Here is a 20790-nt window from a genome sequence, read left to right as displayed (position 1 = left end):
AACACTGTGCTGCTCATGGCACCGGCGTCATTCCACGGGCGTGGCGACTGCGACCACATTATCCGCGTAGCGGCCCGTCTCCTGGTCGAACGGACCACCGCAGGTGATGAGGACAAGCGAATCGCTTCCCGAGCGAGCGAACAAGTTGTTGACGGGGAGGTCCGCCTTGGGGTAGTAAGTCACGCTCTCCACCACGTATCGATGGACGGTGCCCGCTTCGTCGGTCACCTCGATCTGCTCCCCGGCGGGGAGGTCGCGGAGGCGGCTGAAGGGGCCGATGGGAAAGCCCGGGAAATCGACGTGCGCGGTGATGACGGTGTTGCCGTCGGGGCTCGACGGGTCGGCTCCGAACCGGTACCACCCGCCGATGGCGGGGTCGTCGGGGATCTCCATGAAACCTCCCTCCTCCACACCGACGGCGACCACCGGGATGTCGACGCCGATGGCCGCGACGGCCACTCGGACCGGAGGTACGGGCTGACGTACCGCTGTCGGAGTGGCCGCCGCGATCGGCACATCCGCGACGGGCGTGGGGGGCGCCGAGGCGGTCTGTGCCGGCGTGGGCGGGGCGGTCGCGGCATCCGTGGGGGCGGAACCGCACCCCGCCAGGGCGAGGGAGACCGCCGCGGCGGCCAGCGTCGCGACGATCCCCCTCATGCTCATGACCCGATTCAGCGGCCGGCGCGCGCGCGGGCGACGACGACGACGGAACCGGCGGCGACGGCAGCGATCAGCAGCCCACCGATGAGGAACATGGTCTGACGCTGCTGGTCCTGCTGCGCGAGCAGACCCGCGGTACCGGAGTTCACGCCCTCGGGGCCCGAGTGCAGGCCGTCGATCGTCTGGACGGCGAGCGCGAGGTTCTCGTCCTCGAGGCTGCCCCAGGCGTAGACGATGGTCAGGACGCCTTCCTGGATCTCGACGTCGGCCGGCCCGATCACGGGGTCGGTGGTGCCGGTCGCGGCAACGGATGCCGAGACGGTGCCCGCGGCGAGGTTCAGAGTCGCCTCGTCGGGGTTGGAGAGGTTCTCGATGACCGGCGAGCCGCCCGCGAGGATGTCGACGGCGGGGGCCGCGGCGTCGTGACGAACCGTGAGTCGACCCTCACCCGCGGCGGTCTGGGAGGTGTCGTTGACGTAGGGCGTCACCGTCGGCTCACCGTCGGCGGTCAGGTGGGCGACAGCGGTGTAGTTGACACCCGCGTCGAGGGTCAGGTCGACCGGTCCGAGGATCGGCTCGCTGTCGTCCGCCGCGTCCGGCGCGGTGATCGCGACCGAGTACGTGGCGGCCGGAAGCTCCAGCGGACCGGCGAGGTCACCGGGCTGGAAGTCGTCGAGGGTCAGATCTCCGTTGACGTACACGTCCACGGGAGTGTCGGGAATGCCGTGCAGCACAGAGAGCTGAGCCGATTCGGCCGAGTCCGCGTAGGCGGGGGCGACGAGCCCGAGGGCCGCGACGGCTCCCGCTGCGACACCGAGAGCGATGGTCTTTCGCACGATGGTCCTCCTTGATCGGGGGCGGCGCCTGACCGCCCGTTGATGAGTGTTTCTCCGCGTGGCCCGTATTCGGATGCAGGTGAATGAGACTTTTTCCAGGACGCTCCCCTCTCCCACGAATCGTTCGGCGTACTCTCGGGGCATGAGCGAGGTCATCATCAGCGTCCGCGGTGAACACGACGTGCGCGTCGCGCCCGAAGAAGCGGTTGTGCACATCTCCGTGCGGACGGAGGGTGCCGTGCGTTCCGAGGTCGTCGCCCGGAACGCGGCACTGACCGATCCGCTCCGCGCCGATCTCGACCGACGGCTGTCCGCGGGGACGGTGCTCCGGTGGGCATCCGACCGAGCGTCCGTGTGGTCCGAGCGCCCGTGGCACCCGGAGGGAGTACGTCTGGATCCGGTCCATCACGCGACCGTCGACATCACCGCGGCCTTCGCGGATTTCGACGCGCTGTCCCGGTGGGTCACGGATGTGGCGGATGTCGATGGCGTACAGCTCGTCGGTATCCAGTGGCTCCTCCGAGCAGAGACCCGCGCGCGTCTCGAAGAGGAAGCCGCGATGACCGCCGTCGGGGTCGCCGTCGCGCGCGCCCGCGCCTACGCGGGGGCTCTCGGGCTCTCCGCCGTCGAGGCCGAACACATCGCCGACGTCGGGCTGCTCGCCGAATCGGGCGATCGGACGGAACGCCGTTCCGCTCCGCTGATGGCCGCGGCGGCCTTTCGCGACGGAAACACGCCCTCGGTGCAGCTACGCCCGGAAGAACTCGTCATCTTCGCCGCGATCGAGGCGCGCTTCCGCGCACACTGACCACGGCGGCGGGTGGGTCAATCTCCCAGCCGGTTCTTCGTGCGCATGGCGCGCTCGGCCTCACGCTTGTCTTGACGCTCGCGAAGGGTCTGGCGCTTGTCCCAGTCCTTCTTCCCCTTCGCCACGGCGATCTCGACCTTGGCCCGACCGTCCAGGAAATACAGCTTCAAGGGGACGAGCGTGTACCCGCCGGCACTGATCGCGTGCGAGAGCTTCACGATCTCCTCCTTGTGCAGGAGAAGCTTGCGGGTGCGTTTGGACGAATGGTTCGTCCAGTGCCCCTGCGAGTACTCGGGGATGTGCACGGCATCGAGATACGCCTGCCCGCCGTCGATGTACGCGTAGCCGTCCGAGAGGTTGGCGCGCCCCTGGCGCAACGACTTCACCTCGGTCCCGGTGAGCACGAGGCCCGCCTCGTACGTCTTCTCGATCGCGTACTCGTGGCGCGCGCGACGATTGGTCGCGATGACCTTCTCCCCGCGTTCCCTGGGCATGGTGACTCTCCTCGATCGATCCGCTCCGTCGACGTTCGGGCGGCTTTCCTGCCGAACGGCAGCCTTTCACCCTACCCGAAAGTCCGGAGGGGTTCGGCACGGCGCCGGTACATCTCAGGCACGCAGCCAGCGTCGGATGGCGAAGCCCGCGGAGACGGCCGCGAGAACGACCCCGATGGCCACCAGCACCGGCACGACGAGCCACGCCTCGCCCATACCGACCCACGTCGTGACGAACTCGACACGACCCCGGAGGTACTGTTCGACGCCGAAGTGGACGCCGGCGAGGACCGCGGCGCTGGCCAGAACAGATCCGATGAGGGCGGCGAACACCCCCTCGAGGATGAAGGGTGTCTGGATGAAGCGGTTCGAGGCGCCCACGAGCCGCATGATGCCCAGCTCGCGGCGCCGCGCGTACGCGGAGAGCCGGATCGTGGTGGAGATCAGCAACACCGCGGCGATCAGCATCAGGACGGCGATTCCGACGGCGATGTAGGTCGCGACCGTCAGGGCCGAGAACAGCGGGTCGAGGTATTGGAGCTGATCCTGCACCTCCTCGACGCCCGCCATCCCGGTGAAGGCCTCGCTGATGACGTCCGACTCGTCCTGGTCGACGAGGTTGATCCAGAAGGTCTCGTTCAGCTGGTCCGCGGTGATGACGCTCGCATAGTCCTCCCCGACGAGGGCGATGACGTTGTCGTACGCCTCCTCCCGCGTCTCGAAACGCACCTCGCGGATGAGGGGCGCCAGCGCCGGTCCCTCCAGCTGCGCCTCGACGGCGTCCAGCTGCTCCTGGGTGGCGACGCCGTCCGTGCAGGTCGGCGTCTGCACCGCGGTGCACATGTATACCGCGACCTGCGCCCGATCCACCCAGAACGCACGCATCTGACCGATCTGCATCTGCATCAGGATGGCCGCTCCGACGAAGGTGAGCGAGACGAACGTCACCAGCACGATGGAGATCACCATCGAGGCATTCCGGCGGAGTCCGTTGACAGCCTCGGCGAGGACCAGTCCCCCCCTCATGAGGTCGGTCCCACTTCTTCGTGACCACGATCGCCGCCGAGCCCCAGGCGATCGGCGACGCCGAGCTCGGCGACATCCACCTCCGCGATGTCGGCGACCGGGATCGGATTCGTGCGCGGCGCGGGCGATGCGTCCGCGGAGTCGGCGCCGGGGGCGACTCCGGCCTCCGCGAGGGATTCCGCCGCGGCCTCTCGTGCAGCCTCGAGTGCATCGTGGGCTTCCGCCTCGCGCGCCGGATCGGCTGCGGCACTCGCCGCCGACACGGCGGCATCCACCGCTTCGGGTTCCACCGTTCCGGTCTCGACGATCTCACGATGCAGTTCGAGGACCGCGGTCAGCGCCGCGACCGCCGCAGCCCCGCGCTCGGGCTGGGGGGCGAGGCTCGGGAGGCCCGAGGTGTCGCCGTACCCGCCGTGTCGTTCGTCGCGCACCATCACGCCGTCGCGGAGCTCGATGACCCGTCGCTGCATCTGATCGACGAAGCCCGCCTCGTGCGTGGCCATGACCACAGTCGTCCCGCCGTCGTTGATGCGGGCGAGGAGCTGCATGATGTCCACGGAGGTTCCGGGGTCCAGGTTGCCTGTCGGCTCGTCGGCGAGGAGCACCTGAGGTCGGTTCACCAGCGCCCGCGCGATGGCCACGCGCTGCTGCTCACCGCCGGAGAGTTCGTGGGGGAATCGCTTCTCCTTGCCGGCGAGACCGACGAGGGCGAGGACCTCCGGGACGGCTTGCTGGATGAACGCACGCGAGGACCCGATCACCTGGAGCGTGAACGCGACGTTCTGGAAGACGGTCTTCGTCGGCAGGAGCCGGAAATCCTGGAACACCGCCCCCACGTGGCGACGGAAATACGGGACTTTCCGATGTGGCAGGGTGCGCAGATCACGCCCGAGGACGACCACGCGCCCCTCGCTCGGGATGTCTTCGCGCAGGATCAGCCGCAGACACGAGGACTTCCCCGAACCGGAAGCACCGACGAGGAAGACGAACTCCCCACGGAGGACTTCGAAGTCCACTTTCTCCAGGGCGGGCCTCGCGGTTCCGCGGTAGCGCTTGGTGACGTTCTCGAACCGGATCATGACCTGATGAGCCTAAGCGCGCCGAACTGATCGCCCGGTCACGACACGGGCGTGCCCGGGTTTCGTCGACCGGGTCAGTCGTCGGTCTTGCGCTTGCGCCAACGGATGCCGGCGGAGATGAAACCATCCAGATCGCCGTCGAGGACCACGGCGGGGTTCCCCACCTCGTGCCCCGTGCGGAGGTCCTTCACCAGCTGCTGGCCGTACAGGAAGTAGGACCGCATCTGGTCGCCCCAGCTCGCCGTCATCGTTCCGGCGAGCTCCTTCTTCTTGGCCGCTTCTTCTTCGCGCTGGAGCAGCATGAGGCGCGTCTGGAGCACCCGCATGGCGGCCGCGCGGTTCTGGATCTGCGACTTCTCGTTCTGCATGGACACCACGATGCCGGTCGGAAGGTGGGTGATGCGCACAGCGGAGTCCGTCGTGTTGACGGACTGCCCACCCGGGCCGGAGGAACGGAAGACGTCGACACGGATGTCGCCCTCGGGGACCTCCACCTCCTGCGCCTCCTCCATGACGGGGATGACCTCGACGGCCGCAAAGCTCGTCTGCCGCTTGTCGGCGCCGCCGAAGGGGCTGATGCGGGCCAGGCGATGCGTCCCGGCTTCGACGGAGAGGGTCCCGTAGGCGTAGGGCGCGTCGATCTCGAACGTGGCCGACTTGATCCCGGCACCCTCGGCGTAGGACGTGTCCATGACCTTGACCGGGTACTTGTGACGCTCGGCCCACCGAAGGTACATGCGCATGAGCATCTCGGCGAAGTCGGTGGCGTCGTCGCCGCCGGCCCCGGATCGGATCGTCACGACCGCCGAGCGCGCGTCGTACTCGCCGTCGAGGAGGGTCTGGACCTCCAGCTGGCCGATGAGATCCTCGAGCTCGGCGAGCTCGCGGCGCGCCTCCTCGGCGGAGTCCTCATCCTCCATCTCGTTGGCGAGCTCGATCAGCACGTCGAGATCGTCGAGACGCCGCTCGATCTCGGTGATGCGCTTGAGTTCCGCCTGACGGTGGCTGAGCGCGCTGGTGACCTTCTGCGCGGCGTCCACGTCGTCCCAGAGGTCGGGTGCCCCGGCCGCGTCGCTGAGGCGCGCGATCTCGGCGGTGAGTGCGTCGACGTCGACCACGGCGCGGATGTCGCCGAAGGTGGAGCGCAGCGCCTGGATGTCGTCGGAGAGGTCGAGTTCGAGCATGACAGTCCAGCGTAACGTGGATGCCCGTGACCGATGGCCCCGATTCCGTACGCGCTCGCGAGGTCCTCTGGGGTTTCGGACCGATGGTCTATGCCCCGACGGTCCTGTTCGCGCTCGGGGAGGGCGCCGTCCTGCCCCTGATTCCGGTGATCGCGTCGCGTCTGGGCGCGGATGTCCCGACCGCCGCGCTCGTGGCCTCGGCCCTGGTCGTCGGACAGCTGTGCGGCAACCTGCCCGCAGGTTGGGCTGTCGCGCGCTTCGGCGAGCGGGTCACCATGGCCGTTGGGGGCGTCATCGCCCTGGGCGGCGTGGCCGTTCTCGCTCTCGCCCCGTCTCTGGGACTCGTCGCCCTCGCCGTGCTCGTGGTCGGGATGTGCGCCGCGGCATTCGGTCTCGCCCGGCATTCGTTCATGACCACGCGTGTTCCTCCGGCGTTCCGCGCCCGCGCATTGTCGCTCCTCGGTGGCAGCTTCCGCTTCGGGATGTTCGTGGGCCCCTTCGTCGCCGCTGCGCTGCTGGCGCTGTTCGGCACCGATGCGTCGGCGATCTGGTTCTTCGCCGTCTGTCTGGTCGCCACCGTCATCCTCGTGATCTTCGGTCCCGACCCGGAGGCGCGGTTCGCGCCTCGAACCGCGCCTCCGGGTCCCTCCTCCTGGCAGCCCGATGTCGCGGACGACAGCGGAGAGCCCGTCTCGGGGTCGATCCCCGTCGTGGACAGGGCCGGGGTCTTCCGGACCATGTGGCGCCACCGCGGCGTCCTCGGACGCCTGGGCCTGGCCGCCGCATCCCTGTCGGCCGTGCGATCCGCCCGCCAGGTCGTGCTCCCGCTGTGGGGCGTCTGGATCGGACTCGACGCTCAGACGATCGCCCTGATCGTCGGAATCTCCGGCGCCATCGACTTCGCCCTCTTCTATGCGAGCGGCCAGGTGATGGACCGATTCGGTCGGCTGTGGGCGGCGCTCCCCGCGATGGTGCTCATGAGCGCCGGGTTCCTGGCCCTGGCATTGACGAGCGGCAGCGATCAGCAGTCGATGTGGTTCGCGATGTTCGCCGCCGTGCTCGGTGTCGGCAACGGGTTGTCCAGCGGCATCCTTCTCACCCTCGGAGCGGATGCCGCCCCGAAGGACGATCCGGCCCCGTTCCTCGGATCGTGGCGGACGCTCACCGACGCGGGCGGTGCCGCCGCGCCGCTGGCCGTGTCCGCGATCGCATCCGTGAGCAGCCTGGCGATCGCGACCGGGGCGATGGGCCTCGTCGGTCTCCTCGGCGCCGCCGCCTTCCTCCGATGGGTACCGCGGACGCGGCGATGACGCCCACCGTGTTCTGCCGCAGTCGATTGCACGGACGCCGGTGCACCCGCCCCGAGGGCCACCTCGGTCTGCACCGGCACCGCGCGATCCTCTGGAGCGGCGTCCACGCCGATCCGGCGCGCTGTCCGGGTGCCGGCGCACCGGCTGAAGCCGCGGTACCGCTCCTCGACGGCTGGCCTCACGGACGGGCGCTCTGCCCCCGGTGCCTCCGTTTCCTCCCGCTCGCCGACGGCGCGGTGATCGACCACGCGACGGGCGGCGACGATGCGCGCGAGCGCGCGCGTGTCGCGGAGTGGTTCAACGCCCACGGGTGGTGACCGGATACTGCCTCGACCGCCATCGGATCATCGCAGAGCCGTGCGGCTGGTCGCGGTGGACTCCAGCACGAACCCGTCCGGCACGAACAGCGCGCCGACGAGGGGCCGCCACGACGCCCGGACCGTGACTCTGGCCGACACGCCGTCCGGGGTGCCCGCGTCCACCACGGCGGCGTCCGTGCCGAGCGTCTCCACGAACAGCACCGCCTCCCGCTGCACCGCCGCCGCGGTCAGGAGGGCGACCGGCCGGCCGTCCCTCACGTCGAGGACGAAGGCGTCGGCCGCCGCCAGCGCGGCGGCATCGGCCGCGGCATCCACCCGCTTCTGGGCGAGGGAGAGCCCCGTCGCCTCCACGCACACCAGCACCAGCGCGATCGCCAGGAGGGCGTAGCCGAGCGTCAGCAGAAGCACACTGCCCCGTTCATCGTCGCCCAGGACCGCTCCCGCAGGCTGTCTCACGATTCCCCCCAGAAGCGCGAGACCTTCTGCGCCGACATCGCCTCGACGGGTATCGCGGTCGCCCGGTCCAGTCCCCAGACCGCAGGCATGAAGGGAAGCGCGACCCGCGTGTCGATCCGGACCACCACGGTCGAGCCCGCCGCAGGGCACGTCGCGCCGGCGGGCCGGCAGCTGATCGCCACCGCCGTCCCCGCCGGGTCCAGCCGATACTCGCGATTCACGGTCGCGAGGATGTCGTCCGCGCGTTGCTGCGCCTCACCCGGACCGGAGGCCGTCGCGATCGCCCGCGCGATGTGGCGCGCCCCCGCCTCGGCCCCGAGGGCAGCGGACTGCAGTGCCCCGAGAGCGACGACGAGGTAGACGATGGGGACGAGCAGTACGAGTCCGACGACGATGAACTCCAGCGAGGCGGATCCGCGCTCCGCCTCCGCCACCGCCCGCGTCTCGGCCCTCGGGTCACGGGGACGTTCAGTCGAAAGACTCGGCCGGGGCATTCGCGCTCACCTCCCATGCTCCGGGAACACCCCACAGGCCGAGGACCGGCAGCGGTGCCCTCACACGTACCGTGACCGTCGGGGCGCCGGACACGACGCTCTCCGTGACGGCGATGTCCTCCGCGTACGCGGTCCCGATCGCCCGTGTGATGACCTGGCGCGTACGCTCGATTCCCTCGCGGTCCTCGGTGTCGGCGAGCGCCGCATGGAACGCGCCCTCGACCGCTGCGTCGTGGACGACGTTGCGCACGTACACCGCAAGGCCGAGCTGCAGCACACCCAGGGTGAGCGCGGTGAGGATCATTCCGACGAGGATGAACTCCACCGGAGCAGAGCCGGCGTCGTCGCCGCCCGAGCGGTCGGACTCCTCCGCGGCCCGAGATCGCTCACCTCGGGCCACGTCACAACCCGGAGACGCGGGCGATCGCCGACTCGAAGAGCCCGGCGAGGGCCGGCCCCGCCAGCGCCCAGATCAGCACGACGAGCCCCGCGGTCATCAGCGTGATGAGCACCCAGCCGGGTACGTCCCCGGTCTCATCCTCCAGTAGCGGCGGGAGGCCCTGTTCGGCCGATAAGCCCGCGAGCGGGGTGTTCTGCGATGGCGTGTCCATCGTTTCTCCTTTCATCGGCGTCAGCCGAGTCCGATTCGAAGCATGAGGATGCCGGGGAAGACGGCGAAGAGGACGCTCAACGGCAGGATCGCGAACACCAGGGGGATCAGCATGGTGATCTCCTTGCGGCCCGCACCTTCGATGAGGGCCCGCTTCGCCTCCTCCCTGGCATCCGACGCGTGAGCGTGGAGGACCTGGGCGAGCGGGGCGCCGCGACCGAGCGCGGCGACCAGCTGGTCCACCGCACGTGTCAGTGCGGGGAGGTCGAACCGCGTCGCGAGGGCGGCGAGTGCATCCGGCAGAGGCTCGCCCGTGTCGACGGCGAGGACCACTCGACGCAGCTCCGTCGCCAACTCGCCGGATCCCACGGCGCTCACCCGCCGCACGGCGTCGAGCATCCCTTCCCCGGCGGACAGGCACAACGCGAGGAACTCCAAGACGGTGGGGAGTTCTTCCTGCACCCGCGCACGCCGCGCGGATGCCGCACGGGTGAGGGTGGAATCGCAGGCCACGGCGGCGGCGAACGCCGCGAGCAGCGGCACGGCACCGACGAGGGTTCCGCCGCGCTGCGTCATGGTCAGGAGGACGGCGACGAGTCCGCCGACGAACAGACCTGTCAGCGCCCAGAGGATCTGGCGCTGACGGAATCCGCCCGCATCGATCGCCCAGGCCGCTCGACGCAGGCGGCCGGTGATCTCCGCCTCGCCGCCGATGGATCGCGCGAGGCGCGCCCCGAGTCGGGCGCGACTCCCCCCGACATCCGCCCGACCGGGCACGGCGACCGGCTCGATCCCGAGGGGGTCGGCGAGGTCGCGAAGATACGGTGCGATCCGGCGGTGAAGGCTCGCCGCGCCCCAGCGAGGGGTGCGGGAGACGATGAGCAGCACACCCACCCCGAGCGCGACGCCCCACGCGATCGAAACGGCACCCGCGTCCAACGCCGTCGTCACGCGAACCATCTCCTCGGCTCCGGAAGCCGCCCGATGCGCACCATGATCCAGAACGCGGCCGCCGACACGATCGCTCCGACGAGGACCAGCGCGGCACCGGCCGCCGACCCGTATGCCTCCGCGCCCTCCGGACGCAAGGAGAGCAGGATGAGGATCACCCAGGGCGCGCTGACGCCGAGTACGGCAGCCCCGCGGATCCATGACTGGCGCGCTTCGACCTCGGCGCGCAGCGCGGCGTCGGCGCGGACGGATGCCGCGAGGGCACGGAGCACCGCGGTCAGATCGGTTCCCCCGACGTCGCGCGCCATCCGCAGCGTCTCGATGATGCGGTCCGCGACCGGATCCGCGAGTGTTCCCTTCAGGCGCGTCAGTGCCGACGAGAAGTGGCCGCTCGCGGCCAGATCCCGCGCGAAGACCTCGAACGCGGGGCGCAGCGGTGCCGGCACGGAGGTCGAGAGGCTGGCGACCGCGTCCGGCAGCGACATGCCGGCACGTACCGATGCGATGAGGAGGTCGCAGACGTCGGGCCACAGTCCCCGGCGCTCCTTCCGCCGCCGCAGCCGGCGTGCGGGCAGCCACGCGATCGGGGCCAGCGCCGCGGCCGCCGCACCCACGAGCGCGACCACGGCGACCGCGGTGACGAGCCAGAAGACGCCGCCCGCAACGCATCCCGCCAGTCCGCAGAGAGCGGCGAGGCGCGCAGGGGTCAGCGACGAGGCACCGGATTCGGCGATGAGCCGATCGATCGCCGACCTCCGCTCGCGGGAGGTCAGCGCCGGCGAGCCGCCCCGACGCGGCCAGAGCCACGGTGCCGCGATGAGGAGGACTCCCGCCGCCAGAAGCGCACCCCATACGATCGTCATGCGGCACCCGCACGGTAGACGGAACGGGCCGCGACCGATCCGTCGACGACGGCCCCGGTGACCTCGAGGATCTCCTGCACGAACCGTTGTCCCGACTCGTCTCGGCGGCAGTGGACCACCAAGTGCACGCCGCGTGCGACCGCCGGCACCAGGAACTCGGCGTCGATGTTGCGACCCGCCAGGAGCGGCAGGGCGCAGAGCTTGTCCAAGGCCTCGTGGGCCGAATTCGCGTGGATCGTCGCCGCCCCGGGGACGCCGGTGTTCAGCGCCAGGACCAGATCGAGCGCTTCGGCATCGCGGACCTCCCCGACGACGAGGCGATCGGGACGCATCCGCAGTGCTTCCTTGATGAGACGCCGGAGCGTGACCTCGCCGGTCCCTTCGAGACTGGGCTGTCGCCCCTGCAGCGCGACCACGTCGTCGACCATCACCGCGAGCTCGAACGTCTCCTCCACGGTGACCACCCGGGCTCCGGGTGCGGACGCGTCGATGAGGGCGCCGAGCATGGTCGTCTTCCCCGCGTGCGTCGCGCCCGACACGAGGATGCTCCGGCCCGCCCGGACCGCGTCACGGAGGTATCGCGCGGCCCCACGGGTCAGGGATCCCGATTCCACGAGAGCGGCGAGGTTGCCGTATCGGGGCAGGAACTTGCGGATGTTGACCGACCAGTGACGGCGGGTGATGTCGGGGATGACGACATGCAGCCGGCTGCCGTCCGGAAGCGACGCGTCGACGAACGGCTGGCTGAGGTCCACCCGGCGACCGGAGGAATGCAGCATCCGCTCGACGAGATCGCGCACCATTCCGTCCGTGAGCGCCAGCGGCAGACGCTCGGACGTGCCGTTCCTCGCGACGAACACACGGTCCGGCGCGTTGATCCACAGCTCCTCGACCGTCGGATCGTCGAGATAGGGCTGCAGAGGTCCGTACCCCAGCACGCGCGCGAGGATCTCCCGCTCGCATCCTTGCTCGTCCTCGACGACGGTGAGGCCGCGGGCGGCGGCGATGTCGTTGTGCCGGCGGATCTCGTCGCGCGCGACCCGTGCCGCCTCCTCCGCCGGCAGGCGGTCGGACGCCTCTGTCCGAAGGCGGTGCTGCGTGCGCTCCAGGACACCGGTCGGCACGATCGTCGCCGAGGGCGCGGCAGCGGGGACGACGGCTGCAGGGGCGACTCGGAACACGCCGTCATCCTCGCAAGAGCGCGCGCGAGGCGCCGAAAGTTATCCACAGTCGAGGTGAACGCAAGCCCTTCCGGTGGGACATCCCCTCGGGAGAGGATGGCGACGGACGAAGGGACGACCATGACCGCCACGAAGACAGACCTCTCCCCGATAGCCCGCGTCGCGTTCGGCGCGACCGGGCTCGTCCAGGTCGCGTTCGCGTTCCTGGCCTTCTGGGATCTCAGCCACCGGGACGAAGACGAGGTCCGCGGACCCAAGCCCGTCTGGGTCCCGGTCATCCTCGTCAACTGGATCGGCCCGGCTGCGTACTTCCTGTTCGGCATCCGTCGCTGATCACGCGCGACCCGAGCGCTCAGTAGAATGAGCGCACCTCGCGGGAGTGGTGAAATCGGCAGACACGCAGGATTTAGGTTCCTGTGCCTTCGGGCGTGTGGGTTCAAGTCCCACCTTCCGCACGTCGTGGCGTGTCTCCACGACTCCGTCGAAGGCTACGACCGACAGGACCGCCGTGCACCAGATCGCTCTCATCCCCTGGTTGGATCCGGCCGCGATCATCGCGGCGGCGGGTCCGTGGGCGCTCCTGGTTGTGTGCTTCATCGTCTTCGCCGAGACCGGTCTGCTGGTCGGCTTCCTCCTTCCCGGCGACACTCTCCTGATCATGGCGGGGCTGCTCTCCCATCCGAGCGACGTCGCCCCGAACGGCGTGTTCGGCGTCAGTGCGTGGATCGTCGCGCTCCTCATCGGCCTATCGGCGTTCCTCGGGGGTGAAGTCGGGTACCTCATCGGCCACAAGGGCGGGCCTGCGGTGTTCGAGCGGAAGGAATCGGGCGTCTTCAGCAGACGCAACGTGGAGCGGACGAACGCGTTCTTCGAGCGCTACGGCGGGCTCACGATCATCCTCGCCCGGTTCGTGCCCATCGTGCGCACCTTCGCACCGGTCGCCGCCGGCGTCGGCCACATGCCTTGGCGCCGCTACACGCTGTACAACTTCATCGGCGCCGTCATCTGGGGCTTCGGCCTCACGATGATCGGCTACGCGATCGGCTTCATCCCGCTCGTCGGCGACTTCGTCGCCGAGTACATCGACGTCATCCTGCTCGCGGCCGTGGCCGGCACCGTCATCTTCGTGGTGTGGCACTACTTCGGCGAACGGCGCAAAGCGCGCGCGGATGCCGCAGAGGGCCGTGCCACCATCGGCGCCGAAGAAGCCCGGTCGCTGACGCTCGACCCGCAGGTGCTCGAGTACGGCGACCCGGAGATGCGGAAGGACCGACCCGACTGATCCGCCGCGACGATCAGGCCTTCTTCCTCCGCTTCTCCGTCGTCGCGTCGGGGCGCGTCTCCTCGGCCGATCGGGAGGCGCGTGAGCGCTCCACGCTCGCGCGGAGGGCGGCCAGGAGATCGATGACCTCTCCCCCGTCCTCGTCGTCGCGCTCGCCGAACGTCGCCGCGGTGTCGACCGCATCGCCGTCGGCGAGCTTCGCATCGATGAGGGCACGCAGCTCCTGCTGGTATTCGTCGGCGAACTCCGAGGGATCGAAGTCGCCGGAGAAGCTCTCGACCAGGGACGCGGAGAGCTCGAGCTCCTTCGCCGAGATCCGTACCTCCTCGTCCAGAGAGGGGAACGCGGCCTCCCGCACCTCGTCCGCCCAGAGAAGTGTCTGCAGCACGAGGACGGCGCCCCGCACACGAAGAGCCGCCAGGCGGGTCTTCTGGCGAAGGGAGAAGCGGACGATCGCGGTACGGTCCGTCGCTTCAAGGGTGCGACGCAGCAGCACATACGCCTTCGGCGAAGACGAGTCCGGTTCGAGGTAGTAGGCGCGGTCCAGGGTCAGCAGGTCGATCTGCTCGGTGGGCACGAACTCGACGACATCGATCTCCCGGCTCCGCTCGGAGGGCAGAGAAGCGAGGTCGTCCTTGGTCAAGACCACCGTGCGCTCGCCGTCGTCGAAGGCGCGGTCGATCTCCGAGTAGGGCACGACCTCGCCGTCCAGCTCGCAGACCCGTTGGTACCGGATCCGTCCACCGTCGGCGGCGTGGACCTGGTGCAGCGGGACGTCGTGGTCTTCGGTGGCCGAGTACACCTTCACCGGCACGTTCACCAGCCCGAAGGTCAGCGCACCCTTCCAGATCGCTCTCATCACACCAGTAGACACCTGCCACAGCACCGAGGGCTACCCTGAGCGCATGAGCGGGCAGGCGCAGACGGTGCGGGTGGGTACGCGCACGATCCGTCTGACCAACCTCGACAAGATCCTCTATCCGGCGACCCGGACGACCAAGGGCGAGGTCATCGAGTACTACACCCGGGTGGCTCCGGTGATGCTCCCCCACCTCCGCGACCGCCCCGTCACCCGCATCCGCTGGCCGGAGGGAGTGACGGAGCCGGCGTTCTTCGCGAAGGAGCTCGAGGCCGGCGCGCCGAGCTGGCTGCGACGCCGCGGCATCGCCCACTCGCGCGGGCCCAAGATGTACCCGCTGGTGGACGATGTCGCCGGGCTCGTCTACCTCGCCCAGGTCGCCAGTCTCGAGCTGCACACCCCGCAATGGCGGTTCCTGCACGAGGACGCTGACGGGGATGAGCGCCCACGACAGGCGGACAGGCTCGTGTTGGACCTCGATCCCGGCCCGGGGGTCGGACTGGCGGAGTGTGCGGAGGTCGCGCGCTGGGCCAAAGCGGTCCTGGACGACATGGGGATGCCACCGGTTCCCGTCACGAGCGGAAGCAAGGGCATTCATCTCTACGCCGCCCTTCCGGACGGGGTCACGACCGTCGATGCCGGCGCGCTCGCCCATGAGCTCGCGCGCGCGCTCGAGGCGGACCATCCCGATCTCGTCGTGAGCGACATGGCGAAGTCGCGGCGCGAGGGGCGCGTCCTGCTCGACTGGTCGCAGAACAACGGCGCCAAGACGACGATCGCCCCCTACTCGCTGCGTGGGCGGGAACGTCCGGCCGTCGCCGCCCCGCGCACCTGGCAGGAGCTCGAGGATCCCGAACTCGCGCACCTGGACCTCTCCGAGGTCATGCGCCGCGTCGACGCGGGAGGCGATCTCCTCCTGGGTCTCCTCCCCTCCCGACCGGCGCCCGTCACCGGCGATCTCACCGCATACATCGCGAAACGCAACCCCGGACGCACGCCCGAGCCGCTCCCTTCCGCGGCACCCGTGACCCCGTCGCCGCAACTCGACCGCTTCGTGATCCAGGAGCACCACGCCTCCCGGCTCCACTGGGATCTCCGACTCGAGCGCGGGGGCGTCCTGGTCAGCTGGGCGGTGCCGCGCGGAATCCCCGCAACGTCGACGAAGAACGCCCTCGCGGTGATGACAGAGGACCACCCCGTCGACTACCTCGACTTCGCGGGCGAGATCCCGCGCGGCGAATACGGCGCGGGAACCATGTCTGTCTGGGACACCGGTCGTTACGAGCTCGAGAAGTGGCGGGACGATGAGGTCATCTTCACCGCGCAGGGGCGCCCCGGCGGTCCGCTCGGGCGTGTGCGATTCGCTCTCATCCGGACAGCCGGGGTCGGCGAGAAGTCCACCTGGCTCCTGCACCGCATGAAGACGGATGCCGCCGGTCGACCCCAATCCGACGCGCGCGTCGAGGCTCGGGACGACGCCGATCCGCCCGATCATCCCCTGCCGACGTGGGGGGCGCTCCGGCCCATGCTGGCCGTGGCGGCGTCAGCCGCCCACGCGCGTGCGCGGGCGTCCCGACGCGGCGCGTGGGCGGAGGCCAAGTGGGACGGCATCCGAGCACTCATCCGATGGGACGGCGAGGACGTGACGATCCGCGGACGCAGCGGACGCGACATGACCGCAATCTATCCGGAGCTGGGGTCGGGACCCGGCGGTGCTCCCGTCATCCTGGACGGTGAGATCGTCGCCCTGGACAATCGGCACCGCCCGAGCTTCTCCCGCCTCCAGCAGCGGATGAACCTCACTTCCGCCGCCGAGATCGCGGCGGCCAGGGCGCGCATCGGCGTCCACTTCTTCGCCTTCGACCTCCTCGCAGCCGACGGCCTCGATCTCACGTCCGCGCCGTTGCGGGAACGCCGCGGAATCCTCGAACGCGTCCTGGCGGAGGCGGGGCCGACGTTCGTCCTCACGCCTGTGTTCGACGACGTCGATGCGGCCCTCGCGGCGTCGCGCGCGACGGAGCTCGAGGGGATCGTGGTCAAGGACCCCGGCTCCCCCTACCGCGCCGGGGCGCGGGACGACGCGTGGCTGAAGGTGGTGTTCACCCGCCGGCAGGACGTCATCATCGGCGGCATCCGTCCCGGTCGCGCCCACCGGCCGGGAGGCATCGGGTCGCTGCTGGTCGGCATTCCCGACCAGCGCGGTCTCCGCTACGTGGGACGCGTGGGGAGCGGCTTCGACGATGCGTCGCTGCGAGGACTCGCACGCCTGTTGACGCCGCTGCGGACGTCGGCGGTACCGTTCCACGACGTCCCGTCCGCCGACGCGGCGGACGCCCTCTGGGTGCGCCCCGTCGTCGTCGGCGAGGTGGAGTTCGCCCGGTTCACGCCCGACGGCGTTCTCCGTCATGCCCGATGGCGCGGGGTGCGGCCGGACAGGGATCCGCTCGACGTCCGGCTGGAGGGAGACCCGTCGGGGTGACGGGACGAGTGTCAGAGGGACGCCAAGAGCGGGCGCAGAGCCGCGAACGCACGCGCACGGTGCGAGTGCGCGTTCTTCTCCTCCGCCGACCATCGGCCGACCGTCCGCTCGGTGCCGGGTTCCTGTCCGTCGGGGATGAACGCAGGGTCGTAGCCGAACCCGCCTCCGCCGTCCGCGGCGCGGGCGAGGCGACCGGACCACAGGCCCTCCACGACGTGCTCAGCGGCATCCGCGCCCTCCGCCGACGGAACCACCAGCGCGATCGTGCACGCGAAGTGCGCGGAGCGGTGGGGGTCGGCGATGTCAGAGAGCTGGTCCAGGAGGAGCGCGAGGTTCGCGGCGGAGTCCTTGGCGTGACCTGCCCAGTAGGCGGAGAAGATTCCCGGCGCGCCGCCGAGGACGTCGACGCAGATCCCGGAATCGTCGGCGAGCGCCGGGAGTCCCGTGTGCGCCGCAGCCGCACGCGCCTTGATCAGCGCGTTCTCGGCGAAGGTGACGCCGTCCTCGATCGGCTCAGGGCCGTCGTATCCGATGACCTCGAGGTCCGGGCGCGCGCCGGCGACGATCTGCTGGAACTCGGCCACCTTGTGCGCGTTGTGCGTCGCGAGCACGATGGCGGCCGTCGCCCGCGCGGAGGAGCCGGTCACGAGAGCGCCGCCATCTGCCGCTCGCGTAGCTGCGCGCAGCCGGATTCGCCCAGCGCGAGGAGGGCATCGAGCTCGGTCTTGTCGAAGGGCGCCCCTTCCGCGGTTCCCTGCACCTCGACGAACAGGCCGCGACCGGTCATCACGATGTTCATGTCGGTCTCGGCGCGGACGTCCTCGACGTAGGCGAGATCGGCGAGCGGCGTTCCGTTGACGATGCCGACCGACACCGCGGAGACGGAGTCGAACAGGACCCGCGACTTCTGACCAATGAACTTCTTCGCGCGTCCCCATTCGATGGCATCGGCGAGCGCGACATAGGCCCCGGTGATCGCCGCCGTACGCGTCCCGCCGTCGGCCTGCAGCACGTCGCAGTCGATGACGATCGTGTTCTCGCCCAGCGCCTTCGTGTCCACGACCGCCCGAAGCGATCGTCCGATCAGACGGGAGATCTCGTGGGTGCGCCCGCCGATGCGCCCCTTGACGCTCTCGCGGTCGTTGCGACTGTTGGTGGCGCGCGGGAGCATCGCGTACTCCGCGGTGACCCACCCCTTGCCCTTGCCGGTCAGCCAGCGGGGCACGCCGGGCGTGAAGGACGCCGTGCACAGCACGCGCGTGTCACCGAAGGAGATGAGCGCCGAGCCTTCCGCCTGACGCGACCAGCCGCGCTCGATGCGGACGTCTCGGATCTGGTCGGCAGCACGACCGTCGGTGCGACGAATGGCAGGGATCTCGGTGGTCGGGTCGGTCATGATTCTCCTCCGCGGGGACGGCGAACGGTTCAGGGGTGGCCCGGTGCGGCGGCGCGCCGTCCGGGAAGGTCGATCGCGCCGGTCTGCACCAGCCGGACCGCCTGCACCTCGCGTCCCATCAGACGATGAGCGAGTCGCAGGAAGTCGTCGGCGGAGTCACCGGTCGCCTCGTAGAGATGCTGTGCCCGCGCGCCGGGGCCGGCCAGCAGGTCGCGCGAGACCAACTGCCGGTAGACGTCTTTGGCCGTCTCGGTGTCGCTGGAGACCAGACTGACCTCCGAGCCCATCACGTAGCTGATGGCCCCCTCCAGGAACGGATAATGCGTGCACCCCAGGACGAGGGTGTCGACGCCGGCGTGACGCAGGGGGGCGAGGTACTCCTCGGCGACCGCGAGGACCTCGGCGGAGTCCGTGACGCCGGCCTCCACGAACTCGACGAATCGGGGACAGGCGCGCGGGAAGACCGTCAGATGCGCGTTGACCTCGAGCATGTCCTGGTACACCCCCGAGCCGATGGTCCCGGTCGTGCCGATCACCCCGATGCGACCGTTCCGGGTCGTGGACATGGCTGTCCGCACGGCGGGCGCGATCACTTCGACCACGGGGACGTCGTAGCGTTCCCGCGCATCCCGCAGCACGGCCGCGGACGCGGTGTTGCAGGCGATCACGAGCATCTTCACACCCTGTCCGACGAGGTCGTCGAGGATCTCCAGCGCATAGCGACGTACGTCGGCGATGGGCTTGGGGCCGTAGGGCGATCGTGCGGTGTCACCGATGTAGACCAGCGATTCGCGCGGGAGCTGAGCCGAGATCGCCCGTGCGACGGTGAGGCCTCCGACCCCCGAGTCGAAGATGCCGATCGGTGCGTCGTCCACGGTGGACCAGCCTACGCCAGCGCCTCACTAGGCTTGCGCCATGAGCTCCGGGCGCAGCACGGCTTTGCACACCGACCGTTACGAACTGACGATGCTCGACGCGGCGCTCCGCGACGGCACGGCCTCCCGCCGATGCGTCTTCGAGGTGTTCGCCCGACGTCTTCCCGGGGGACGCCGCTTCGGCGTCGTGGCGGGTACGGGCCGACTGCTCTCCCTGATCCGCGACTTCCGGTTCGGGACCGAGGAGCTGCGATTCCTGCGCGACGCCCGCATCGTGGATGCCGCCACCGTCGCGTGGCTCGAGACGTATCGCTTCTCCGGGATCGTGACCGGCTACCGTGAGGGCGAGCTCTACTTCCCCGGGTCGCCGATCCTCACCGTCGAGGGCACGTTCGCCGACGCCGTCATCCTGGAGACCTTGATCCTCAGCGTCATGAACCACGACTCCGCGATCGCCACCGCCGCCGCGCGCATGAGCATCGCCGCCGACGGACGCCCTCTGGCGGAGATGGGCTCCCGTCGCGCCGGCGAGGAGTCCGCCGTCGCCGCGGCCCGGGCCGCGTACATCGCGGGATTCTCCGCGACCTCGAACCTCGAAGCCGGTCGCCGCTGGAACATCCCGACGATGGGTACGGCCGCGCACGCCTGGACTCTGCTCCACGACGACGAGGAGTCGGCGTTCCGCTCGCAGGTCGACGCGATGGGCCCGGAGACGACCCTCCTCGTGGACACGTACGACATCGCCGAAGGCGTGCATACGGCGGTGCGCGTCGCCGGGCCGGCGCTCGGGGGCGTGCGGATCGACTCCGGCGATCTCCCCACCGTGGCCGCCGCGGTTCGCGCCCAGCTGGACACCCTCGGCGCGACCGGGACGAAGATCACGGTCACCAGTGATCTCGACGAGTACGCGATCGCGGCGCTCGCGGCCTCCCCCGTCGATGCGTACGGCGTGGGGACGTCGGTCGTCACCGGGTCGGGTCATCCCACGGCCGGCATGGTCTACAAGCTCGTCGCCCGCGAGAGCGCGTCAGGCGACTGGATCCCGGTGGCCAAGGCGTCCACCGAGAAGTCCTCCCGTGGCGGTCGCAAGCAAGCAGGACGGGTCATCGAGGAGGGGACGGCCACCATGGAGCTCCTCCGCATCGTCGACGCCGGCGACGCGTCCGACACGGTTCCGCGAACAGCGCGCGCACTGCAGGTCCTGCTCGTCGACGGCGGGGAGTCGGATGGCGCGTTCGAGGGTCCACGCGGCGTTGAAGGTGCGCGTCGCCATCACGCGCAGGTACGCGCGGAACTGCCGCTGAGTGGATTCGGCCTCAGCCGTTCGGATCCCGCGATCCCCACCGTGTATCAGGAGGGCCCGCCCCCGAGCGAGGCGTAGATCTCTTTGCAGGTCGGGCACACGGGGAACTTCTCCGGATCCCGCCCCGGCGTCCATTTCTTTCCGCAGAGAGCGCGCACAGGCTTGCCCGTCAAGGCCGACTCGAGGATCTTGTCCTTCTTGACGTAGTGGGAGAACCGCTCGTGGTCGCCGGGTTCCACCGACTCTTCGCGGATGAGTTCTTCCAACTCGCGATCGAGGGTGGCGATACCCCCCTCGTCGGGGCTTCCGATGGGCGTGCTCATG

The 20790-nt window shown here is 70.0% G+C and carries 24 protein-coding genes, 1 tRNA gene and 1 pseudogene; 8 read left to right on the top strand and 18 right to left on the bottom strand.

Annotated elements, in window-relative coordinates; genetic code table 11:
• Window positions 1-27: 27 nt before the first annotated feature.
• Both AB0O93_RS14755 and AB0O93_RS14750 read right to left on the bottom strand, forming a co-directional pair.
• Window positions 28-663, bottom strand: a complete 636-nt coding sequence (locus AB0O93_RS14755) for a sortase (RefSeq protein WP_363344593.1) — start codon at window positions 661-663, stop codon at window positions 28-30.
• Between the two features lie 8 nt (window positions 664-671).
• A complete protein-coding gene (locus AB0O93_RS14750) occupies window positions 672-1496 on the bottom strand; it encodes a DUF4397 domain-containing protein (protein WP_363344591.1) in 825 nt (274 codons plus the stop codon).
• 142 nt (window positions 1497-1638) lie between these two features.
• Here AB0O93_RS14750 and AB0O93_RS14745 point away from each other — a divergent pair, with 142 nt between their 5' ends.
• Window positions 1639-2304 (top strand): SIMPL domain-containing protein, encoded by a 666-nt coding sequence (locus AB0O93_RS14745; RefSeq protein ID WP_363344589.1) that lies wholly within the window; start codon window positions 1639-1641, stop codon window positions 2302-2304.
• A 17-nt stretch (window positions 2305-2321) separates the two neighbouring features.
• Here AB0O93_RS14745 and smpB read toward each other — a convergent pair whose 3' ends face one another.
• From smpB to prfB, 4 genes are all read right to left on the bottom strand, one after another.
• A complete protein-coding gene (gene smpB, locus AB0O93_RS14740) occupies window positions 2322-2798 on the bottom strand; it encodes an SsrA-binding protein SmpB (protein ID WP_053548390.1) in 477 nt (158 codons plus the stop codon).
• Between the two features lie 114 nt (window positions 2799-2912).
• On the bottom strand, window positions 2913-3824 hold the full coding sequence (gene ftsX, locus AB0O93_RS14735) for a permease-like cell division protein FtsX (RefSeq protein WP_363344587.1): 912 nt from the start codon (window positions 3822-3824) through the stop codon (window positions 2913-2915).
• A complete protein-coding gene (gene ftsE, locus AB0O93_RS14730) occupies window positions 3821-4903 on the bottom strand; it encodes a cell division ATP-binding protein FtsE (RefSeq protein WP_363344585.1) in 1083 nt (360 codons plus the stop codon). Before ftsE ends, ftsX begins: the two co-directional genes overlap by 4 nt.
• A 74-nt stretch (window positions 4904-4977) precedes the next feature.
• On the bottom strand, window positions 4978-6087 hold the full coding sequence (gene prfB, locus AB0O93_RS14725; protein ID WP_053548393.1) for a peptide chain release factor 2: 1110 nt from the start codon (window positions 6085-6087) through the stop codon (window positions 4978-4980).
• A 20-nt stretch (window positions 6088-6107) separates the two neighbouring features.
• Here prfB and AB0O93_RS14720 point away from each other — a divergent pair, with 20 nt between their 5' ends.
• Together AB0O93_RS14720 and AB0O93_RS14715 are read left to right on the top strand one after the other, a co-directional pair.
• Window positions 6108-7397, top strand: a complete 1290-nt coding sequence (locus tag AB0O93_RS14720; protein WP_363344583.1) for an MFS transporter — start codon at window positions 6108-6110, stop codon at window positions 7395-7397.
• Window positions 7373-7714, top strand: a complete 342-nt coding sequence (locus tag AB0O93_RS14715) for a hypothetical protein (RefSeq protein WP_363344581.1) — start codon at window positions 7373-7375, stop codon at window positions 7712-7714. The genes AB0O93_RS14720 and AB0O93_RS14715 overlap by 25 nt, the downstream gene beginning before the upstream one ends.
• A gap of 27 nt (window positions 7715-7741) precedes the next feature.
• On the opposite strand, the gene AB0O93_RS14710 is transcribed toward AB0O93_RS14715, so the two are convergent.
• The 7 genes and pseudogenes from AB0O93_RS14710 to AB0O93_RS14680 form a co-directional block, all read right to left on the bottom strand.
• A complete protein-coding gene (locus AB0O93_RS14710) occupies window positions 7742-8173 on the bottom strand; it encodes a pilus assembly protein TadG-related protein (protein ID WP_363344579.1) in 432 nt (143 codons plus the stop codon).
• Window positions 8170-8607: a TadE family protein gene (locus AB0O93_RS14705; protein ID WP_363344577.1), complete on the bottom strand. Its 438-nt coding sequence runs from the start codon at window positions 8605-8607 to the stop codon at window positions 8170-8172. The genes AB0O93_RS14710 and AB0O93_RS14705 overlap by 4 nt, the downstream gene beginning before the upstream one ends.
• A gap of 34 nt (window positions 8608-8641) precedes the next feature.
• Window positions 8642-9067 carry a TadE/TadG family type IV pilus assembly protein gene (locus AB0O93_RS14700; protein ID WP_363344575.1) on the bottom strand — a complete coding sequence of 142 codons (426 nt, stop codon included), beginning with the start codon at window positions 9065-9067 and terminating at the stop codon, window positions 8642-8644.
• Between the two features lies 1 nt (window position 9068).
• Window positions 9069-9278 carry a hypothetical protein gene (locus AB0O93_RS14695; protein WP_363344573.1) on the bottom strand — a complete coding sequence of 70 codons (210 nt, stop codon included), beginning with the start codon at window positions 9276-9278 and terminating at the stop codon, window positions 9069-9071.
• Between the two features lie 20 nt (window positions 9279-9298).
• Window positions 9299-10228 (bottom strand): type II secretion system F family protein, encoded by a 930-nt coding sequence (locus AB0O93_RS14690; protein ID WP_363344571.1) that lies wholly within the window; start codon window positions 10226-10228, stop codon window positions 9299-9301.
• Window positions 10225-11091 (bottom strand): type II secretion system F family protein, encoded by an 867-nt coding sequence (locus AB0O93_RS14685; RefSeq protein ID WP_363344569.1) that lies wholly within the window; start codon window positions 11089-11091, stop codon window positions 10225-10227. Before AB0O93_RS14685 ends, AB0O93_RS14690 begins: the two co-directional genes overlap by 4 nt.
• A pseudogene (locus AB0O93_RS14680) lies at window positions 11091-12218 on the bottom strand (ATPase, T2SS/T4P/T4SS family); the annotation flags it as partial. The gene AB0O93_RS14685 and the pseudogene AB0O93_RS14680, both read right to left, overlap by 1 nt.
• Before the next feature lie 174 nt (window positions 12219-12392).
• Between AB0O93_RS14680 and AB0O93_RS14675 the strand changes: the two are divergent.
• From AB0O93_RS14675 to AB0O93_RS14665, 3 genes are all read left to right on the top strand, one after another.
• Window positions 12393-12605, top strand: a complete 213-nt coding sequence (locus AB0O93_RS14675; protein ID WP_363344567.1) for a PLDc N-terminal domain-containing protein — start codon at window positions 12393-12395, stop codon at window positions 12603-12605.
• 40 nt (window positions 12606-12645) lie between these two features.
• Window positions 12646-12727, top strand: a tRNA-Leu gene (locus tag AB0O93_RS14670).
• 53 nt (window positions 12728-12780) lie between these two features.
• Window positions 12781-13554 carry a DedA family protein gene (locus AB0O93_RS14665; RefSeq protein WP_363344565.1) on the top strand — a complete coding sequence of 258 codons (774 nt, stop codon included), beginning with the start codon at window positions 12781-12783 and terminating at the stop codon, window positions 13552-13554.
• A gap of 13 nt (window positions 13555-13567) precedes the next feature.
• On the opposite strand, the gene AB0O93_RS14660 is transcribed toward AB0O93_RS14665, so the two are convergent.
• Window positions 13568-14413, bottom strand: a complete 846-nt coding sequence (locus AB0O93_RS14660; protein ID WP_363344563.1) for a Ku protein — start codon at window positions 14411-14413, stop codon at window positions 13568-13570.
• 46 nt (window positions 14414-14459) lie between these two features.
• Between AB0O93_RS14660 and AB0O93_RS14655 the strand changes: the two genes are divergently transcribed.
• On the top strand, window positions 14460-16892 hold the full coding sequence (locus AB0O93_RS14655) for an ATP-dependent DNA ligase (RefSeq protein ID WP_363344561.1): 2433 nt from the start codon (window positions 14460-14462) through the stop codon (window positions 16890-16892).
• An 11-nt stretch (window positions 16893-16903) separates the two neighbouring features.
• Here AB0O93_RS14655 and AB0O93_RS14650 read toward each other — a convergent pair whose 3' ends face one another.
• The 3 genes from AB0O93_RS14650 to murI are packed head-to-tail and all read right to left on the bottom strand — an operon-like array spanning window position 16904 to window position 19163.
• Entirely contained in the window at window positions 16904-17539 is a 636-nt protein-coding gene (locus AB0O93_RS14650) for a non-canonical purine NTP pyrophosphatase (protein WP_363344559.1), read from the bottom strand.
• Window positions 17536-18288 (bottom strand): ribonuclease PH, encoded by a 753-nt coding sequence (rph, locus tag AB0O93_RS14645; protein ID WP_363344557.1) that lies wholly within the window; start codon window positions 18286-18288, stop codon window positions 17536-17538. Before rph ends, AB0O93_RS14650 begins: the two co-directional genes overlap by 4 nt.
• 29 nt (window positions 18289-18317) lie before the next feature.
• Window positions 18318-19163, bottom strand: coding sequence for a glutamate racemase (gene murI, locus AB0O93_RS14640; RefSeq protein ID WP_363344555.1), 846 nt, complete (start codon window positions 19161-19163; stop codon window positions 18318-18320).
• A gap of 40 nt (window positions 19164-19203) precedes the next feature.
• Here murI and AB0O93_RS14635 point away from each other — a divergent pair, with 40 nt between their 5' ends.
• Window positions 19204-20544, top strand: coding sequence for a nicotinate phosphoribosyltransferase (locus AB0O93_RS14635; protein WP_363344553.1), 1341 nt, complete (start codon window positions 19204-19206; stop codon window positions 20542-20544).
• Here AB0O93_RS14635 and AB0O93_RS14630 read toward each other — a convergent pair.
• Window positions 20514-20789 carry a DUF3039 domain-containing protein gene (locus AB0O93_RS14630; RefSeq protein WP_363344551.1) on the bottom strand — a complete coding sequence of 92 codons (276 nt, stop codon included), beginning with the start codon at window positions 20787-20789 and terminating at the stop codon, window positions 20514-20516. The genes AB0O93_RS14635 and AB0O93_RS14630 overlap by 31 nt on opposite strands.
• Window position 20790: the final 1 nt, after the last annotated feature.

Source organism: Microbacterium sp. NPDC077184 (genome assembly GCF_040687055.1).
GTDB lineage: Bacteria > Actinomycetota > Actinomycetes > Actinomycetales > Microbacteriaceae > Microbacterium.
Note: the sequence above shows the minus strand (reverse complement) of the source record. Positions and strands in the feature narration are given on the sequence as shown.

Excerpts from the sequence above, each read along its gene's own strand:
- smpB (WP_053548390.1), bottom strand. The coding sequence starts at position 2,798 with ATGCCCAGGGAACGCGGGGAGAAGGTCATCGCGACCAATCGTCGCGCG.
- ftsE (WP_363344585.1), bottom strand. The coding sequence starts at position 4,903 with ATGATCCGGTTCGAGAACGTCACCAAGCGCTACCGCGGAACCGCGAGG.
- prfB (WP_053548393.1), bottom strand. The coding sequence starts at position 6,087 with ATGCTCGAACTCGACCTCTCCGACGACATCCAGGCGCTGCGCTCCACC.
- AB0O93_RS14655 (WP_363344561.1), top strand. The coding sequence starts at position 14,460 with ATGAGCGGGCAGGCGCAGACGGTGCGGGTGGGTACGCGCACGATCCGT.
- AB0O93_RS14755 (WP_363344593.1), bottom strand. The coding sequence starts at position 663 with ATGAGCATGAGGGGGATCGTCGCGACGCTGGCCGCCGCGGCGGTCTCC.
- AB0O93_RS14720 (WP_363344583.1), top strand. The coding sequence starts at position 6,108 with ATGCCCGTGACCGATGGCCCCGATTCCGTACGCGCTCGCGAGGTCCTC.
- AB0O93_RS14660 (WP_363344563.1), bottom strand. The coding sequence starts at position 14,413 with ATGAGAGCGATCTGGAAGGGTGCGCTGACCTTCGGGCTGGTGAACGTG.
- AB0O93_RS14745 (WP_363344589.1), top strand. The coding sequence starts at position 1,639 with ATGAGCGAGGTCATCATCAGCGTCCGCGGTGAACACGACGTGCGCGTC.
- AB0O93_RS14715 (WP_363344581.1), top strand. The coding sequence starts at position 7,373 with ATGGGTACCGCGGACGCGGCGATGACGCCCACCGTGTTCTGCCGCAGT.
- AB0O93_RS14695 (WP_363344573.1), bottom strand. The coding sequence starts at position 9,278 with ATGGACACGCCATCGCAGAACACCCCGCTCGCGGGCTTATCGGCCGAA.
- AB0O93_RS14685 (WP_363344569.1), bottom strand. The coding sequence starts at position 11,091 with ATGACGATCGTATGGGGTGCGCTTCTGGCGGCGGGAGTCCTCCTCATC.
- ftsX (WP_363344587.1), bottom strand. The coding sequence starts at position 3,824 with ATGAGGGGGGGACTGGTCCTCGCCGAGGCTGTCAACGGACTCCGCCGG.
- AB0O93_RS14630 (WP_363344551.1), bottom strand. The coding sequence starts at position 20,789 with ATGAGCACGCCCATCGGAAGCCCCGACGAGGGGGGTATCGCCACCCTC.
- rph (WP_363344557.1), bottom strand. The coding sequence starts at position 18,288 with ATGACCGACCCGACCACCGAGATCCCTGCCATTCGTCGCACCGACGGT.
- AB0O93_RS14675 (WP_363344567.1), top strand. The coding sequence starts at position 12,393 with ATGACCGCCACGAAGACAGACCTCTCCCCGATAGCCCGCGTCGCGTTC.
- AB0O93_RS14635 (WP_363344553.1), top strand. The coding sequence starts at position 19,204 with ATGAGCTCCGGGCGCAGCACGGCTTTGCACACCGACCGTTACGAACTG.